Source organism: Paracoccus sp. SCSIO 75233 (assembly GCF_027912675.1).
Classification (GTDB): Bacteria; Pseudomonadota; Alphaproteobacteria; order Rhodobacterales; family Rhodobacteraceae; genus Paracoccus.
In genome coordinates this window covers 172,372-188,717 of record NZ_CP115758.1, presented here as the reverse complement: position 1 = coordinate 188,717, position 16,346 = coordinate 172,372, and the positions used below count along the sequence as shown (strand labels likewise).

16 protein-coding genes are annotated in these 16,346 nt (G+C 61.1%); 8 read left to right on the top strand and 8 right to left on the bottom strand.

Annotation, left to right across the window (positions count from 1 at the left end; translation table 11 throughout):
* The 6 genes from PAF12_RS16770 (at position 1) to PAF12_RS16745 (ending at position 6,222) form a co-directional block, all read left to right on the top strand.
* Positions 1–1,176: an acyl-CoA dehydrogenase family protein gene (locus PAF12_RS16770; RefSeq protein WP_027264328.1), complete on the top strand. Its 1,176-nt coding sequence runs from the start codon at positions 1–3 to the stop codon at positions 1,174–1,176.
* 5 nt (positions 1,177–1,181) lie between these two features.
* Entirely contained in the window at positions 1,182–2,336 is a 1,155-nt protein-coding gene (locus tag PAF12_RS16765; RefSeq protein WP_036051565.1) for an acyl-CoA dehydrogenase family protein, read from the top strand.
* 28 nt (positions 2,337–2,364) lie between these two features.
* Entirely contained in the window at positions 2,365–3,141 is a 777-nt protein-coding gene (locus PAF12_RS16760; protein WP_027264330.1) for an enoyl-CoA hydratase/isomerase family protein, read from the top strand.
* Positions 3,138–3,704 carry a TRAP transporter small permease subunit gene (locus tag PAF12_RS16755; protein ID WP_271109728.1) on the top strand — a complete coding sequence of 189 codons (567 nt, stop codon included), beginning with the start codon at positions 3,138–3,140 and terminating at the stop codon, positions 3,702–3,704. Before PAF12_RS16760 ends, PAF12_RS16755 begins: the two co-directional genes overlap by 4 nt.
* Positions 3,705–3,714: 10 nt before the next feature.
* Positions 3,715–5,022: a TRAP transporter large permease gene (locus PAF12_RS16750; RefSeq protein WP_027264332.1), complete on the top strand. Its 1,308-nt coding sequence runs from the start codon at positions 3,715–3,717 to the stop codon at positions 5,020–5,022.
* A 66-nt stretch (positions 5,023–5,088) separates the two neighbouring features.
* Positions 5,089–6,222 carry a C4-dicarboxylate TRAP transporter substrate-binding protein gene (locus PAF12_RS16745; protein WP_027264333.1) on the top strand — a complete coding sequence of 378 codons (1,134 nt, stop codon included), beginning with the start codon at positions 5,089–5,091 and terminating at the stop codon, positions 6,220–6,222.
* 68 nt (positions 6,223–6,290) lie between these two features.
* Here the strand turns inward: PAF12_RS16745 and PAF12_RS16740 are convergent, their stop codons facing one another.
* The 8 genes from PAF12_RS16740 to PAF12_RS16705 all read right to left on the bottom strand — a co-directional run bounded on the left by PAF12_RS16740 (position 6,291) and on the right by PAF12_RS16705 (position 14,668).
* On the bottom strand, positions 6,291–7,436 hold the full coding sequence (locus tag PAF12_RS16740; RefSeq protein WP_271109727.1) for a thiolase: 1,146 nt from the start codon (positions 7,434–7,436) through the stop codon (positions 6,291–6,293).
* A complete protein-coding gene (locus PAF12_RS16735; protein WP_027264335.1) occupies positions 7,433–7,828 on the bottom strand; it encodes a Zn-ribbon domain-containing OB-fold protein in 396 nt (131 codons plus the stop codon). Before PAF12_RS16735 ends, PAF12_RS16740 begins: the two co-directional genes overlap by 4 nt.
* A gap of 1 nt (position 7,829) precedes the next feature.
* On the bottom strand, positions 7,830–8,606 hold the full coding sequence (locus PAF12_RS16730; RefSeq protein ID WP_027264336.1) for an SDR family NAD(P)-dependent oxidoreductase: 777 nt from the start codon (positions 8,604–8,606) through the stop codon (positions 7,830–7,832).
* A 60-nt stretch (positions 8,607–8,666) separates the two neighbouring features.
* Positions 8,667–9,080 carry a PaaI family thioesterase gene (locus PAF12_RS16725; protein WP_036051569.1) on the bottom strand — a complete coding sequence of 138 codons (414 nt, stop codon included), beginning with the start codon at positions 9,078–9,080 and terminating at the stop codon, positions 8,667–8,669.
* Position 9,081: 1 nt separating this feature from the next.
* Positions 9,082–11,049 (bottom strand): TRAP transporter fused permease subunit, encoded by a 1,968-nt coding sequence (locus PAF12_RS16720; protein ID WP_027264338.1) that lies wholly within the window; start codon positions 11,047–11,049, stop codon positions 9,082–9,084.
* Between the two features lie 68 nt (positions 11,050–11,117).
* The gene (locus tag PAF12_RS16715; RefSeq protein ID WP_027264339.1) at positions 11,118–12,263 is read right to left on the bottom strand and encodes a TAXI family TRAP transporter solute-binding subunit; all 1,146 of its coding nucleotides are present in this window, start codon (positions 12,261–12,263) and stop codon (positions 11,118–11,120) included.
* A 49-nt stretch (positions 12,264–12,312) separates the two neighbouring features.
* Positions 12,313–13,539: an acyl-CoA dehydrogenase family protein gene (locus PAF12_RS16710; protein ID WP_027264340.1), complete on the bottom strand. Its 1,227-nt coding sequence runs from the start codon at positions 13,537–13,539 to the stop codon at positions 12,313–12,315.
* A gap of 16 nt (positions 13,540–13,555) precedes the next feature.
* On the bottom strand, positions 13,556–14,668 hold the full coding sequence (locus tag PAF12_RS16705) for an acyl-CoA dehydrogenase family protein (RefSeq protein WP_027264341.1): 1,113 nt from the start codon (positions 14,666–14,668) through the stop codon (positions 13,556–13,558).
* 320 nt (positions 14,669–14,988) lie between these two features.
* Between PAF12_RS16705 and PAF12_RS16700 the strand changes: the two genes are divergently transcribed.
* Positions 14,989–15,471 (top strand): MaoC family dehydratase, encoded by a 483-nt coding sequence (locus PAF12_RS16700; RefSeq protein WP_036051571.1) that lies wholly within the window; start codon positions 14,989–14,991, stop codon positions 15,469–15,471.
* A gap of 34 nt (positions 15,472–15,505) precedes the next feature.
* Complete coding sequence (locus PAF12_RS16695; RefSeq protein ID WP_071974435.1) at positions 15,506–16,324, top strand: IclR family transcriptional regulator; 819 nt, start codon at positions 15,506–15,508, stop codon at positions 16,322–16,324.
* Positions 16,325–16,346: the final 22 nt, after the last annotated feature.

The window sequence follows — 16,346 nt, the reverse complement described above, 5'->3', positions numbered from 1 at the left end:
ATGTTCAAGCTCGATCCGGAATTGGAGGATTTTCGCAACGAGGCACGCAAGCTGGCTGAGCGCGAGTTTGCTCCCAGGGCCGCCCATTGGGACGAAGCCGAAGAGTTTCCAGCCGCGAACCGCGACAAGCTGGCCGAACTTGGCTATCTGGGAATGTTCATCCCTGAAGAATACGGCGGCTCCGGCGCGCCAGTGATCCAGGGCACGGTGTTTCTGGAAGAAATGGCGCGGGTCTGTTTCAACACGGCGCTGGTCTCGCAACTCTACCTGAACGGCCCATCCCGGGCAATCAGCGTTCTGGGCAGCGACGAGCAGAAAAAGCGGTTCCTGCCAGACATGGCGGCCGGCAAGAAATTCATCGCAATCGCCATCAGCGAGCCAGAGGCGGGGTCGGCGGTGACAGACCTGCGCACCACGGCCACAAGGGACGGCGACGGATGGGTGCTGAATGGCAACAAATGCTGGTCCACGGGCGCCCATGTGGCCGATTATGCGCTGGTCTTCTGCCGTTTCGGCAAGGCCAGCGGGGCGAAGGGGATTGGTGCCTTTGTCGTCGATCTGAAGAAGCCGGGCGCGCGGATCGGCCACATATCGCTGAAGATGGGTGGCCGGGGGCTGACCGAGGCCGAGATTATCCTTGAAAACTACAAGGCCGGTCCCGAGGATGTGCTGGTCGAAGGGGACCCGGAAAGCTCGCGCTCCTTCGCGCTGTTGATGAGCAGTTTCGGACCCGAGCGGGTGGGCAACGCAGCGATGTGCGTGGGGCTGGCGCAGGGCGCTTTCGATGCTGCAAAGTCGTATTCCGAGATTCGCCATCAGTTCGGGCGCCCGATCAAGGAATTCCAGGGCCTGCAATGGAAAATCGCCGACATGGCCACACAGATCCATGCTGCGCGTCTGATGGTCTATCGGGCCGCGACCAACCCCGCGCCGAACGGCTTTCCCGATCCGATGGATGCGACCATGGCCAAGCTTTACGCCAACGAAATGGCGCAGAGGGTCACGAACGAAGCGCTGCAGATCCACGGTCACAATGGTTACACGCGCGAATACCCGCTGGAACGTATGGTGCGTGACGCGCGCGGCTTCGCGCTTGGCGGTGGCACCGTCGAAATCCTGCGCAATACGATCGCCGCCATGGTCTACGGCCACAGCTTCGACCAGCGGCGGGGGTAGGGCGGATGCATCCCTCGTTGCTAACGACAGAACAGGTCGCTCTCAAGGATGCCGCGCGCAAACTGGCGCTCGGGGAATTCCGGGACCGCGCCGCACGCTGGGACCGCGACGGCATCTACCCCGAGGAAAACCACCATCGCCTGGGCGCGCTTGGCTATCTGGGCATGACCATTCCCGAAGAATACGGCGGTGGCGGTACGCCGCTGGTGGATTGCTATCTCGTGATCGAAGAACTGGCCAAGGTGGATTTCAATACCGCGCTGATCGTTCACGATCAGAACGTCTCGCCCCGGATCATCGCCACCTGCGGCAGCGAGGCGTTGAAGCAGGCTTTCCTGCCCCGCTTCGCCGCGGGCGAGATCGAATGCGCGATCTCCTGGTCCGAGCCCGAGGCCGGGTCGGACGCCACCGCGGTGACGACATCGCTGCGCCCGGACGGGGACGGGTTTGTGCTGAACGGCGGCAAGATCTTTACCACTTTCGGCGACAGGGCCGATTACCTTCTGGTCTATGCTCGGTTCTGCGAAAGCAAAGGCGCGCGAGGCATCGGAACCGTTTTGGTGCACCGCAAAAGCCCCGGCGTTTCGGTCCATATTCTTGAACAGAAGATGGGCGCGCGCGGCTGCAACGAATGCGAGATCCATTTCGACGATGTGCGGGTGCCGTCCGAAAACGTCGTGACCGAAGGGCTGGCCGGCAACTCCAGCGGCTTTGTCCGCCCGCTGGGTGTCTATAACGCCACGCGCGTCGGCATGGGGATACTGGCGCTTGGTGTCGCCGAGGGGGCGTTCGACCTTGCACGCGACTACATGAAGACCCGCCGGCAATTCGGCAAGGCGCTGTCCGAGATGCAGGGGCTGCAATGGATGATGTCGGACATGAAGGTGCAGATCGAGGCCGCGCGGTCGTTGTGTTATACGGCGCTGTCGCTGATCGACCGCGGCCAGCCCGATCCAACATTGTCTTCGATCGCCAAGGTTCAGGCCACCGAAATGGCACAGCGCGTCACCCATGACGCCATGCAGATGTTCGGTGGCTACGGCTATTTCGGTTCGCTTCCGTTGGAGCGGATGGTGAGGGATGTGCGGATGCTGACGATCACCGGGGGAACGACCCAGATACATAAGAACGGGATTGCTCGGGCGCTGTTCACTGACTGACGAATCTTCGCCAAAGGGAGGGGTGGTCATGACAAGCGATATCACTGTGGAACACTCAGAAGGTCTGGCCGTCGTGTCGTTGAACCGGCCCGACAAGCTGAATGCGCTGACCCTCGACATGCGCGTCGAACTCCTGGACGCGTTTCGCGATATCCAAACTGACCCGCGGATTCGCGCCGTATTACTGCGGGCCGAGGGCCGCGCTTTTTGTGCGGGTGCGGATATTTCGACCATGGGCAAGGACGATGTCTGGGGTGATCGGGCGCGCTTGTACAGGGCGCACCAGATGATCCTTTCCATATTCAATTGCGAGAAGCCTGTGGTTGCCGCGGTGCGCGGTCCGGCGGTCGGGATCGGTCTGAGCATGGCGCTCGCCTGCGACGTTATCCTGCTCTCCGAGACGGCAAGATTCGGTCAGGTTTTTCGCAAGATCGGGCTGGCCCCCGATGGCGGCGCGGCGTTTTTCCTTCAGAATCTGATCGGTCGGCAACGTGCGACGGACCTTGCCTTCTCAGCGCGGATGGTGCCGGCGGATGAAGCCCTGAGCCTGGGATTGGCAAGCCAGGTTCATCCCGATGATGCCCTCGACCGGGCGGCCCTGGACTATGCGACAGACCTGGCCGCGGGGCCAACCTTTGCCCTGGCCGGTACCAAGCGGCTGATGCGCGCCGCGATGCAACCGTCTCTGGAGAGCTTTCTTGAAACAGAAGCCATCATTCAGGGGCAAATCATCAAGAGCGCGGATCACGCCGAAGGCATCGACGCCTTTCTGAGCAAGAGAAAACCGGTTTTCCGTGGCGTATGACCAAGCGGATTGGCCCTTTTTACGACAGGGAAGAGATAGTGATGGAAACAGTCATTGCACGACTTGGCAGGGTGTCGCGGATTATCACCTATATTGCGACTGCCCTGGCGGCCCTGATGATGGTCCACGTCACGCTCGATGTCATCCTGAGCCAGTTCATCGCCGAGCCCCTGCCGGGCACGGTGGATTACGTGTCGTATTATTACATGGTCGGGCTGGTCTTTCTGCCGCTTCCCTTCGTCGAATACACCAACGAGCACATCAAGGTCGACCTGATCCACGATCTGCTCCCGACGGGGGCGAGGACCGCTCTCGACATGCTGGCTCTGGCGCTGTCTGCGGTGTTCTACGGGCTGCTCACCTGGCAGACCTGGATCGATGCCGTCGAAAAATACCTCATCGGCGAGCAATCCATGGGCATGGCGGCGGTGACCGTCTGGCCCGGTCGCTTCTGTCTGCCTCTTGGTGCGGGGCTGATGGTTCTGCTCTTGCTGGCCAAGCTGATCCAGAGGCCTTTCACCGACGCTGGCATGGCCGGCCCCAATCACGACATGTACGAATAGGAGTGGAACGGTGAGCTTTTTCCAGATCGGCCTTTGCGGCATCGTTTCTGTCATCCTGCTGGTCTTGCTGCGCGTTCCGATCGCGGTCGCGCTGGGTATCGTGTCCTTCTTCGGGTTCTGGGCGATGCTGGGAAGCGGCGCGGCTTTCGGCCTGCTGACGGCGGTGCCCTATGATTTTGCCGCGCACTGGACCCTCAGTTCGATCCCGATGTTCCTGTTGATGGGATACGTCTGTTACCAGACCGACATCACGCGCGGGATCTTCAAGGCCGCCCGGGTCTGGCTGTCATTCCTGCCGGGCGGGCTGGCGGTCGCCAGCGTGGGCGGCGCGGCGCTGTTTTCGGCGGCGGCCGGCTCCAGCCTGGCCTGCGCCGCGGCAATGGGCCGGATCGCGGTGCCGGAAATGCTGAAGCGCGACTACGATCCCGGGCTGAGTACCGCCGTGGTTGCCGCAGCCGGCACCATGGGGTCGCTCATCCCGCCGAGCATCCTTCTGATCATCTACGGTATTTTTGCCGAGGTCGCGATCAGCAAGCTGTTTCTGGCCGCGATCGTGCCGGGCGTACTGACGATGCTGGGGTACTGGGCCGTGATCATCGTTCGTGTGTGGATCAATCCCGCGCTCGCGCCGTCGCTCGACGAAAGCGCGACATGGTCCGAACGGCTGGAGGCCCTGAGCGAGACATGGCCCGTGATCTTGCTGGTGGTGGGCGTTTTCGGCGGTCTGTTCACCGGGATATTCACACCCACGCAGGCCGGGGCTGTCGGGGCGGCGTTGTCCTTCGTGATTGCGGCGGCGCGCGGCACCCTGAACTGGAAAGTTTCCAGGATCGCGCTGATGGACACTGCAAAAATGACTGCGGCGATCTTCATCATCGCGGTCGGTGCCAACCTGTTTTCGAGGTTTCTGGCGATCAGCGGTATCCCCGAAGCGATGACCGACCTGGTGATTGATATGGGGGCCAGCTATGTGATGCTGGTTTTCGGCACGGCCGTGATCTTTTGTCTGCTGGGCATGATCCTCGATCCGCTGGGCATCCTGCTGCTGACGCTGCCGATCCTTCTGCCGATCTACGAGGCGAACCATATCAGCCTGATCTGGCTGGGCGTGCTTGCAACCAAGCTGGTCGAGATGGCTCTGATCACCCCACCGGTGGGGCTGAACGTGTTCGTGATCAAGGGCATCGTCGGTGATGCGGTCCCGATTTCACTGATTTTCAAGGGTGTTTTGTGGTTTTTGGCTGCGGATGTGGTGGTCCTGATCATCATGGTCGCCTTTCCCGAACTGATCATGTTCCTGCCAGAGCTCGGCAACTGATTTGGCCATCCCGGCCGTGACGAACCCCGCGCAATAGCGGGGTCTTGAAAAAGAGGAGGAGACCACATGAAACTGACCAATGCGTTTGCCGCGCTGGCGGCGACGACCGTTCTAGCGGCGACACCGGCCCTGGCCGAAAAGCGGGTGACTATATCCAACTGGACGTCACCCAATCACGCGACATCGCGTGGCCATGCCGCCTTTGCCGAAATGACCGAATCTGAATTTCCGGATGCCTTCGACTTCAAGCTGTTTGCCGGCGGCGCCTTGCTTGGCCCCAAGCCAACACTGTCCGGCCTGCGCGACGGCGTCGCCGATGTAGGTCTGCTGGCGTTGACCTATTTCAGGTCGGAAATGCCCTATGCGCAGCTCGTCGCCGATCTCGCTCTTTTGGGCGAGGACCACTATGCCATGGCCGGCGCGACCAGCGAATTCGTGATGCTGCACTGCCAGCCGTGCAAGGACGAGTTCGCAAAGAACGGCATGGTGGCGCTGAGCGGGATCAGCACTGCGCCTTATGTATTGCTGACCACCAAGCCGATCGTCGAAATCAGCGATATGCAAGGGGTCAAGCTGCGCACGGGCGGGTCGGTCTGGGACCGCTGGGCGACACGCCTTGGGGCAGAGCCGGTAAACGTGCCGTCGAGCGAGATGTACGACACGATGAGCCACGGTGTCGTCACCGCTGCGGTGCAGCCGGTCGGTGCGCTCAAGGGGCACAGTCTGATCGAGGTTGCCAAGCACCTGACGGAGTTGCCGTTGGGCACCTATCATTCCGGTTCGATCTTTGCCGCCGGCCCGAAATTCTGGATCTCACTTTCGCCGGAGCAACGCGAGCAATTCGTCAAGAACATACCCGAGGCCGTGGCGCAGACCGAGGTGTACTACGAAACCGACGATCTCGACGTGCTGAAAGAGGCGGGTGGGCTTGGCCTGCAGGTACACCAGCCGTCGCCTGAGTTTCTTCAGGATCTCATTGATTTCCGCACCGCCGATCTTGAAGAGATCGCCCGCATCTCGCGCGAGGAACGCGGCATCGAAGATCCGGAACCGCTGATCGCAACCTATCGCGAGCTGATCGAGAAATGGCACGGTCTGGTTGAGCCGCTGCAACCGATCCGGGACAATCATCAGCCTTATGCAGACCTTCTGCGTCAGGAGATTTATTCCAAGATCGACTTCGCAACCTACCCGAACTGAGCCGTTTCAGGCCTGAATACACAGCGGCCCTTCGCAAGAAGGGCCGCTTCATTGCTTCCTTCGTCTGTTCAGAGGGTGGCTTCGGTGCCCAGGATATTCGTCACCTGGCTGGACAGGACACCGCCGTTGCCGTGGGCCAGGGCCAGTTCGGCACTGCCGATCTGGCGATCGCCAGCATCGCCGCGCAGTTGCCGCACCGCCTCGACCAGCGTGAAGATGCCGTACATCCCGGGATGCACGCATGACAGGCCGCCACCATTGGTATTGACCGGCAGGTGGCCGCCAGGCGCGATGCCGCCGTTCGCCACAAACGCACCGCCTTCGCCTTTCTTGCAAAAGCCCAGATCTTCTAGAAAAAGGATCACATCGATGGTGAACGCGTCGTAGAGCTGGACCACGTCGATGTCCGCGGGTTTGACACCCGCCATGTCCATGGCCGTTCGCCCTGATTGCGCAGCGCCGGTCACGGTCAGGTCCGCCATTTCGGAGATGTCGCGGTGCGTCGTGCCCTCGCCGCCGCCCAGCAAATACACCGGAGGTCTGGGGTGATCCTTGGCCGTCTCGGCCCGGCGCATCACAATCGCGCCACCGCCATCGGTCACAAGGCAGCAGTCGCGCACCCGCAGAGGGTCGGAAACCGGCCGCGAGGCGATGACATCCTCGCGCGTCAGAGGATCGCGCATGAAAGCGTCGGGGTTCTTTTGGGCCCAGGCCCGGGCCGCCACCGCCACGTCGGCCAGCTGTTCGCGCGTTGTGCCGAATTGCGTCATGTGACGGTCTGTGGCCAGCGCATAGGACGACAGCGGGAACAACGGTCGGTAGGGGGCCTCGTAGGTCGGCAGGCCAAGCGCAGTCATCAGCTTGCCCGAGGCGGTGCGCTGGTTCGATCCGTAGCAGATCAACACGGTATCAGCGAGCCGCAATTCGAGCAGCATCGCGGCCCAGAGCGTGTGCGACAGGAACGACGAGCCGCCCATGCGGTTGTTCATCGTGAACCTGGGGTTCAAGCCCAATTCCTGCGCCAGTGTAAGACCCGACAGCATATCCAGCGGCTGGCAGGTGGCAACGGCATCGACCTCGCCAAGTGCGATCCCCGCATCGGCAAGCGCGCCGTGCACCCCCTCGATTGTGATCTCCATCGAGCTTTTGCCATGGGCCTCGCCGCAGCCTGCCAGCGCTGCACCGACGATGGCGGCTTTTCCCCGTAAACTCAATTTGCTTCTCCTTCTGGCCGGAAAACCACGGCGGGGTCACCTTCGGCGCCTTCGCCGATCGACGCGGTTACTTTCAGCCCGGCGACAATCTGGTCATGCGCGATACCGTCGATGCGCGACATCATTCGTACCCCTTCCTCCAGGTCCACCAGAACCACGTTGTAATCGCCGCCTCGTTCCGGTTTTCGGCGCACGACCGTTCGCGCATAGACGGTGCCCCTCCCGGTTGGCGCGAACCATCCCAGATCCGCGCTGCCGCAGGCCGGACAGATCACGCGCGGATGGAATACATGGGTGCCGCAGCCGCCACATTTCTGAATCTCGAAGACGCCCTCGGCCAGCTTCGCGGCGAAGACGGCGTCCGGCCCTGGGCCTTGTCCAATGCCGGCCATCTCAGAACCCGATGTGGAAGCCACCGTTCACGCTCAGGTGCTGGCCGGTGATATAGGATGCCGCGTTGGACAACAGGAAACAGACGGGCTGCGCGACTTCTTCAGGGGTGCTCATCCGTCCCATCGGAATCTGCGCCATATACCTGTCGGCGAATTTTTCAGAGCGGATGGTCTCAGTCATTGGTGTCTCGACCATTCCGAAACAGACTGAATTGACGTTGATGCGGTAACGGCCCCATTCACGCGCGGCGCTCATTGTCAGGCCCAGAACCCCGGATTTTGCCGCGCCATAATTGATCTGACCGATGGTGCCGCGACGCCCGGCATCGGATGAGATATTCACGATGGCACGGCGCGCGGCGCTTTCGGGGTCTTTTTCGACCCGGTCCTTGTAATAGGTCCCCACGGCCTGAAGGCAGGCGAAGACACCGGTGAGGTTCACGTCGATGACCTGTTGCCAGGTGGCCCGGTCCATCTTGTGGATCATCGCGGCGCGCACGATCCCGGCGTTGTTCACAAGCCCGTTGATGTCGCCGAATTCGTCGAAGGCGAATTTCACGAGCTTCCCGGGAAAGTCCGGGTCGGCCACATTCCCCACGATGGCGCGGGCATTGCCACCGATCTGTTCGGCGGTTTCCTTGACGCCGTCCTCGTTCAGATCGTTCACCACGACCTTGGCGCCCAGCTCTGCCGACAGCGCCGCCACACCGCGGCCGATACCCTGTCCGGCGCCTGTGACGATAACCACTTGATTGTCCAATGCCATCGGGTTGATCATTTCTGTCTCCTTTTGTCCTTCGTTTGTTTGGTCTCGCTCACCATCGGTTCACTCAGGTGGTCACGACGGTGGTGCGAGCCGCTTGATCACGGCATCGCCATGGGCCAGATGGTGCCCGTCCTGATTGAAGATCTCGCCCTGTACAAAAACCAGTTTGCGTCCGCCCCCGACAATGCGCGCGCGGGCCGTCAGCGTGTCTCCTTCGGTCGCCGGGGCGACGAAACTGGTGGTAAGCGAAAGCGTAAGGCAGCGATGACCTGGGCGGCCATCCCCCGCGTAGGCCGCGCAAAAGGTGACCGCGTTGTCCAGCATGGTCGCGTAGACACCGCCATGCACCGAAAAAGCGCCGTTCAGGTGATCGCGTCCGATGGCCAACCGCAGCTCGGCTTTGCCATCGGACCACGAGACGAAGCGCACGCCGAGCAATGCGTTGAACGGGGCGGGGATGTCCGGTCTGCCGTCTTGTGCGCTCATATTACGCTGTCTCCTGCTTGGCCGAGACCATCACCAAAGCGACAGCCACTGCCGCCATAGCGGCACCTGCGCCCACCGCGCCGAGGATCGGAACCGCCAGACCCGCGTTCGAGGGAAAGGCGAAGGCCAGACCGGCAATACCAAGAAGGACGCGGGCGATTGTTCCTGGCAGTCCGGTTTCGATCCGCCCGACGCCAAACAGATACCCCTGAATACCGGCGCAGATCAGCAGAATGCCGAGACCGGCGCGCAGAACCGTAAGCAGGCTTTCGAGTGGACCGGCTTGCAGGATGAACGCCGGATCAAGGACGAAGAAGAAGGGAATTATATAGACGATGCTTCCAAGCTTCATCGCTTCGAAGGCCGTCGCAAAGGGTTTGGCCTGGGCGATGGCCGCCGCGGCGAAAGCCGCGAGCGCGACGGGGGGGGTGATATAGCTCAGCATGCTCCAGTAAAGGATAAATAAATGGACGCCGATCGGATCGAGCCCGCCGGCGACCAGGGCGGGTGCCAGCGACACCGCCAGAATCACATAGGCGGCGGTCACGGTCATGCCCATTCCAAGAATGAAACTGGTCAAAGCCCCCAGCAGCAGAAGCAGAAAGATGTTGCCGCCCGCGATGAACAGCAGATCGTTCGAGATCGTCCCGGACATCCCGGTCACCGCCAGTCCGCCGACGATCAGCCCGACCGCCGCAAGAATGGCAACAAGTTCGACGAACAACTGTCCCGTGGCGATCAGAAAATTCATCAGCTCCTTTCGCCCCCAGCGTGATTTTGAGAGCAGCTGGTTCAGGACAAGAAGCAGCGCGGTCGCATAGAATGGAGCGATCGCCTCCCGCTTGAGGTAGAGCAACATCCAGATCAGCAGCCCGAAGACGGCGAGAAAGTACCAGCCTTCGCGCAGCACCTTGCCGATCCTGGGAAGGTCGGCGCGCGGAACGCCTTTCAGTCCGTTGCGCGCCGAGTATGCGTCGATTTGTGCGAACAGGCCGAAAAAGTAGAACAGCGAAGGAAGCACCGCCGCCACAACGATGTTGGTGTAGTCGGTCGCCAGGAATGTCGCCATGACAAAGGCCGTGGCGCCCATGATAGGGGGCATCAGCACCGCCCCCGTCGACGCCGCCGCTTCGATCCCCGCCGCATAAGTGGGCCTGAACCCCACCTTTTTCATCGCTGGAATGGTAATTGATCCGGTCGTCAGCACATTGGTGATCACGCTGCCGCTCATCGAACCGGTCAGCCCGCTGGTCAGAACTCCTACCTTGGCCGGCCCGCCCCGGACATTTCCGAGCGCGGCAAAGGCGATGTCGATAAAAAACGGACCTGCGCCGGTATGTTGCATCGCAACGCCGAAGATCATGAACCCCACGACAAGATTGACAAAGCTGCGCATCGGTATGCCCAGCACACTTTCGCCGCTCATCGCGTGGAAGATCGCCGTTTCGACGGGCGAGCGCTGGAAGCCCTGGATCGGGCCGGGCGCATAGTTGGCGATCATGGGGTAGATGGAAAATACCAGGATTACCGCGAACAGCGTCCAGCCGCCGGTGCGGCGCGCGGCCACGAGCAGCAGGAACCAGAAGGCGAAGCTGGCGATCACGGCATTAAGAGGAGCGGCGAAATCCCACCCTTTGTTCACCACGCTGCGCCCGTAGTAGGCAAAGAAGGCGCAGGTGATCAGGGCCAGCAGGGCCAGAAAGTAATCCCACCATCGCGTCGATCCGTAAGGATCTGACTTTGAACAGGGAAAGACAAGGAACACCAGTGGCAGCGTCAGCAGAAGCATCACGTAGAGGTAGTGAATTTCAAGCAACCGGACGTTCATGAAGAAGCCCAGATTGAACAGATGGTTGACCGACGCCGCGGTCAAAAGCAGCGCCGAGACGACGAGCGACCAGCGAACAAACGCGGGCAGGGTGCCCATACCGGTCGGTTGCGCCGGCGCTTCCTGTGTTTCCTGTGCCATGCCCGTATTCCAGTTTTGTGCTGCGTTGCTTTGTGCAAGGCGCCTGTGGGGCGCCGCGCTGTGTCGCATCAGCGGAAAAAGACTTCGTGGCCGGCCGCTTCCAGTGCGTCGGCACGGGCTTTCATCCATGCAGCGGCAAATTCTTCTTCACCCTCTGGAGCGTCCCCGACAAATGTGCCCCAGGCCCGCAAGAGCACCTCTTGCCGTTCCACCAATTTGTCCTGGTTTGCCTGGGCTTCCGGTGTCCACAGACCCTTTTCCTTGAAGTAGGCAACGCTGCCATCGCTCCATGGCATCACCCAAGACAGGATCTGGCGATCAATCGCATACGCATTGGCACCGGGGGCGGCATCCTTGTAATCGTCGAACCCTGCGTCAAGCGCGGCTACGATGTTGCGCACCTCGGTGGAATCCTGATCGGAGTTAGTGACCAGGATCGGATAGGGGTACTGCGCCATGGGCAGTGGGGAGGCAGGGTCGATGCCCGGCCCCACAGACACCATATGCGGTGTCACGAAGGGCGTTACGCTGGTGTAGCGTTCCCATGCTTCTGTCTGGTCCGCGGGTGTTTCAAGCCATTTCAGGCCGCGCGGGCTTGACTCGATCTGGTAGTTTACGGTGGTCGTCGTCAGTGCAAAGGCGGCATCCACACGGTCTTCGAGAATGCCCTGGAGCGTGTTCACATAGCCCGAGAATTCCACTGCCTCCACGTCGTCCCATGTCAGGTCCGCAAAGGCCAGCAGCCCCTCCATGTTGACATCGATCGCCGGCGAACTGACGGCGCGACCGACCCGTTTGCCCTTGAGGTCCGTAATCGTCTCGATGCCGGCATCGGCCGCGACGGCGACACCCAGACCGTAGTCGCCGACAGCCTGAAGCACCGCGCGGATCGGCTGCGGGCCCCATTCAGGCGCAGCAAAAAGGAAAACCCCTTCGGCAGCGAAATAGGAGGCGATGCCGCACAGGCAATAATCGACCGTCCCGTTTTTGAGCGGCGTCATCCGCGAGACGTCGTTTCGCCCCGGAAGCACGCGGACCGTCGATCCGTATTTGCTGCGCATCATGTTGCCGATGGCTATGGAATGCGCATGACCGGCCGATCCCGTGTCATAGGCCGACCAAGCGATCACGTCAGGCAGATCGATGTCTTGCGCGCCAGCCGAGGTGGCCATTGCCAGGCATGCGGCAGCGATCCCGGTTATCTTGAACTTCATGATATTCTCCTCCTTGTTGGTCGTTGGTCCCGGGTGGCGCCCATTCAGATCAAAGCTCTGAAAACGCGACATCCTTGTCGACGCGTATTTCAGGCGGCAGCCCGAGAATGCGTTCGCCAATGATCGTGCGCTGGATCTCGTCCGATCCCCCCGCGATCCGGTTGCCCGGCGCGGTCAGGTATTCGTTTCGCCAGCGCGCCACGTCATCCCCGACCTTGGCTGATATGCCCGCCGAAGTTCCCGCCAGATCCATCCCGAAAGCGCCCATTTCCTGCCGCAGCTTGCCCAGCAACAGCTTGCCGATCGAGCCCTCTTCACCCGGTGCCTGGCCGCGCGAAAGCGACGTCATGACCCGGTAAGAGGTGAATTCCAGTCCGCGTTGACGCGCGATGAAATCGGCAATGCGCGCGCGCACCTCGTCGTCCTCGATGGCCGGGCGACCGTTCCGTTCGACACGGGTAGCCAGATCAATCAATTCCTCGGCCCGCGCACCGCCACTGGCCCGGCCGACGGAAATACTGAACCGTTCGTTCATGAGTGTGGTCAGCGCCACTTTCCACCCTTCGGATACACCGCCCAAGCGGGCGCTGTCTGGCACGCGCAGGTTGTCGATGAACACTTCGTTGAAACTGGAGCTGCCCGAAATCTGGCGAATAGGACGGGTTTCGATGGCCGGGTCGGACATGTCCACAAGGAACATGGTCATTCCCTTGTGCTTGGGCACCTGTGGATCGGTGCGCGCCAGCAGGATGCCGTGAGTGGAATAATGCGCCCCCGAGGTCCAAACCTTCTGACCGGAGATCACCCATTCGTCGTCTTCGCGGCGTGCACGGGTGCGGATACCGGCCAAATCGGACCCGGCGGCGGGTTCGGAAAAAAGTTGGCACCAGATGTCTTCGCCCGTGAGAGCCCGGGGCAGGAATCTTGTTTTCTGGTCTTCGGTGCCGTGGATCATGACCGTAGGCCCGACCAGCCCGATCCCGATCAGAAAGACGTTGGGCGGGACGGCGTAGCGCCCTTCCTCTTGATTCCAGATCACTTGCTCGATCGGAGTGGCGTCACGCCCACCGAAAGCACGGGGCCATGTCAGCCCCGCCCAGCCTGCGTCGGCCTTTCGTGCCTGCCAGTCGCGCGCACGGGCAACTTCGTCGGCGTCGCGGGCCATGAAATGGTCCTGGGCCTTTTCGCTTCCATTGCGGCGGGTCGCGGTGGCATCAAGCCAGTCGCGCGCCTTGGCGCGGAACGCGGCTTCTTCCGGGCTGTCGCTGAAATCCATCTGCACTTTGTCCTTGTCAGTTCGCGGCCCTTTGGCCGTCCGCCAGATTGCAAAGCAGCCGCTCGCGCCACAAATCGGCCAGGCCGAGTTCGGCCTTCAACTGCCATCCTCGCCGCAGAAACAAATGCGGGTCGGCCGCCCAGGTGAACCCGATCCCACCGTGAAGCTGCACCGATTCCTCAGTGGTGAATTGCACTGCATCGAGAGCCGCGAGGCGTGCTACCGCCGCCGCTTCGGACAGCCGTTCATCCCCGCTCGCCAGCGCCCAGGCGCCGAAAAAAGCATTGGACCGTGCCAGCTCGATCTTGGCGAACATGTCCGCGAGCCGGTGCTTGACCGCCTGAAAACTGCCGATCTGGCGTCCGAACGCCTGCCGCTCGCAGGCATAGTCTCTGGTCAGGAAAAGCGCCCGCTCGGCCAGGCCGATCTGTTCGAAGGCGGCCAACACTGCGGCGCCGTCCAGAAGAGTCCGGATCGCTGCGGGATCGGACCCGGGAAGCAGTTCAACCGGCGTGTCGTGAAAGACGATCTCGGACGTCGGACGGGTGCGGTCGATCGCATCCAGCGCGCTGATCGACACCGAGGGGTCCGAAAGATCCGCCAGATAAAGGCGCGCGGTGCCGCCTTCGTCCAGGGCGGCGACGATCGCGAATGACGCATCGGATGCGAACGAAACTGGCGATTTCCGTCCCGAAAGGCGATCCTGCAGCACTTTTGCCGAGACCCGTTCCGGTGCAGACCCTCCATCCTCGGCAAGCGCGACGGTAACGATCATGCGGCCTTCGGCGATCCGGGGAAGCAGATTTTCCCTTTGGCTTTGCGTGCCCAAGTCCTGAATCGCGGGGATCGCCAGGCCAAGAACCGGGCCAAAAGGTATGGCGGCCAGGCTACGGCCGATCTCTTCGGCGACAATGGCCAGTTCGATCGCCCCCATCGCCGCCCCCCCGTAGTCTTCGGCAATTGCAAGGCCCAGCCATCCGCCGTCCGCCAAGGCGGTCCAGGTTGCGGAATCGAACCCGTCGGCAGCCTCAAGACAGTCATGCGCCACCGCGAGAGTGGCGTGATCGCTCAGCATTCGTGCCAGCGTGTCGCGTATGGCATCGTGTTCGTCGGAAAAGCCGAAATTCATGCTGGTCCTCTTCGGGTCATGGCATTTGGCGCCTGTTCACAAAAAGGTAAGGTACGCGTTCGGTATGTCCCAAACGCTATCCGGCACCAGCCGCGTAAAACCACATATGTGCTGTGGCGTGGAAAAAGGGGCCACTGGAGCGAAGAATGCGATTCATCAAGAATGTGCTCAATCGACGTGAAAGCCGCAAAAACGAGGCAGTCGATTGATTGCTGCGGAGCTTGCCGCCTAACGTGAAGGAACCGGGGCGTGTTCCGGGCGCAGGACAGATGTGGCCGAACCCTCTCAGAAAATGGAACTGATCAAGGGAATTGTGCGAAATGGAAACTGTAGGACTCGGGTTTTGTTATGAAGATTTGCCAGTGGGGCGCAGGTTTCGGACCATTGGCCGCACCGTCACCGAAACCGATATCACGAATTTTGTAAGTGTTACCGGCATGCTTGAGGTCTTGTTCATCAATCGTGACTTCCGAGAGAAGGAATCCAATATCCCCGGTTTCGCCGCGCCCGGTGCGCTGGTCTATACCTTTATGGAAGGGCTCTTGACCCAATCCACAATGCAACATACCGGCTTTGCCTTTCTGGACATGGAACTGAAGGTCATGGGGCCCACATTTGCCGGGGACACCATCCATTGTGAGGTCGAGGTAACAGAATCGCGCCGGTCGAAGAGCCGTCCGAACCGCGGATTGGTGCGGACGCGAAACAAGGTGTTCAAGCAAACCGGAGAACAGGTATTGGAGTATACGCCGTTGCGGATGATCAAGGCCCGCATGACGGATAAAGAGCCAGGAAAGGCATAGGCCTGTTCCGGATAGCGGCACTGGAGACATGACTATGAAAACCGCGCAATCTGGCCCAGCCGAAGCCGCCGGGCGCACATCGGAAGGGCCCCGGTCCTTGACGCGTATCCTTGCGTTGTTCGATCTTTTGGCGCGCTGCAAACGTCACATGTCTCTTTCGGAACTCAGCATCGCGATTGATTGCCCCAAGAGCAGTTTGCTGGTGCTGCTTCGGCCCCTCACCGAGAAGGGGTATCTGATGCGCGAGGAAGACAATTACTTTCTGGGTCCGAGGATTTTTCAGTTCGCCCAGTCAATTCTGACCAACCACCCGTTCGAATCGGTCCTGCGCGGGGTGATGAATGATGTGGTTAACCAGACCGGTGAAACCATCCTGTTTGCTGTCCGGGACGGCGAGAAAGTCATTTATTCGTCGGTCATCGAAAGCCCCCAGCCCGTTCGGTATGTCGCCCAACAGGGGATCAACCGGCCATTGTTCTGTTCGGCATCGGGGCTGGTCATGCTGGCCTTTGACACGCAGCAGGAACTGGACGATTATTTTCGGCGCACTGAATTAAAGCCGCTGACGCCTAATTCGATCACCGATGAAAATGAACTGCGCGGGTTAATTTCGGAGATTCGCAAAACCGGGTATTCCAGTACAGCTGGAACCGCGCATGTAGATGCAGCGGGGTTCGGGGTTCCGGTCTTTCGCGCCGACGGACACTTGGCAGGAGCATTGGTGATTGGTGCTCCTCTGGAGCGCGCCAAGCGTAACAAGAAGCGATATGTTGCCGCTGCCAAAACGGCCGCTGAACAGCTCTCCCGAGCACTCGGCTATCGTTCGGAGGTTGGGGAAACCGGCCGGCACTAGACGTGTGCCGCCCGCCGTTGTT

Excerpts from the sequence above, each read along its gene's own strand:
- PAF12_RS16770 (WP_027264328.1), top strand. The coding sequence starts at position 1 with ATGTTCAAGCTCGATCCGGAATTGGAGGATTTTCGCAACGAGGCACGC.
- PAF12_RS16765 (WP_036051565.1), top strand. The coding sequence starts at position 1,182 with ATGCATCCCTCGTTGCTAACGACAGAACAGGTCGCTCTCAAGGATGCC.
- PAF12_RS16760 (WP_027264330.1), top strand. The coding sequence starts at position 2,365 with ATGACAAGCGATATCACTGTGGAACACTCAGAAGGTCTGGCCGTCGTG.
- PAF12_RS16755 (WP_271109728.1), top strand. The coding sequence starts at position 3,138 with ATGACCAAGCGGATTGGCCCTTTTTACGACAGGGAAGAGATAGTGATG.
- PAF12_RS16745 (WP_027264333.1), top strand. The coding sequence starts at position 5,089 with ATGAAACTGACCAATGCGTTTGCCGCGCTGGCGGCGACGACCGTTCTA.
- PAF12_RS16735 (WP_027264335.1), bottom strand. The coding sequence starts at position 7,828 with ATGGCCGGCATTGGACAAGGCCCAGGGCCGGACGCCGTCTTCGCCGCG.
- PAF12_RS16730 (WP_027264336.1), bottom strand. The coding sequence starts at position 8,606 with ATGATCAACCCGATGGCATTGGACAATCAAGTGGTTATCGTCACAGGC.
- PAF12_RS16725 (WP_036051569.1), bottom strand. The coding sequence starts at position 9,080 with ATGAGCGCACAAGACGGCAGACCGGACATCCCCGCCCCGTTCAACGCA.
- PAF12_RS16720 (WP_027264338.1), bottom strand. The coding sequence starts at position 11,049 with ATGGCACAGGAAACACAGGAAGCGCCGGCGCAACCGACCGGTATGGGC.
- PAF12_RS16715 (WP_027264339.1), bottom strand. The coding sequence starts at position 12,263 with ATGAAGTTCAAGATAACCGGGATCGCTGCCGCATGCCTGGCAATGGCC.
- PAF12_RS16710 (WP_027264340.1), bottom strand. The coding sequence starts at position 13,539 with ATGGATTTCAGCGACAGCCCGGAAGAAGCCGCGTTCCGCGCCAAGGCG.
- PAF12_RS16705 (WP_027264341.1), bottom strand. The coding sequence starts at position 14,668 with ATGAATTTCGGCTTTTCCGACGAACACGATGCCATACGCGACACGCTG.
- PAF12_RS16700 (WP_036051571.1), top strand. The coding sequence starts at position 14,989 with ATGGAAACTGTAGGACTCGGGTTTTGTTATGAAGATTTGCCAGTGGGG.
- PAF12_RS16695 (WP_071974435.1), top strand. The coding sequence starts at position 15,506 with ATGAAAACCGCGCAATCTGGCCCAGCCGAAGCCGCCGGGCGCACATCG.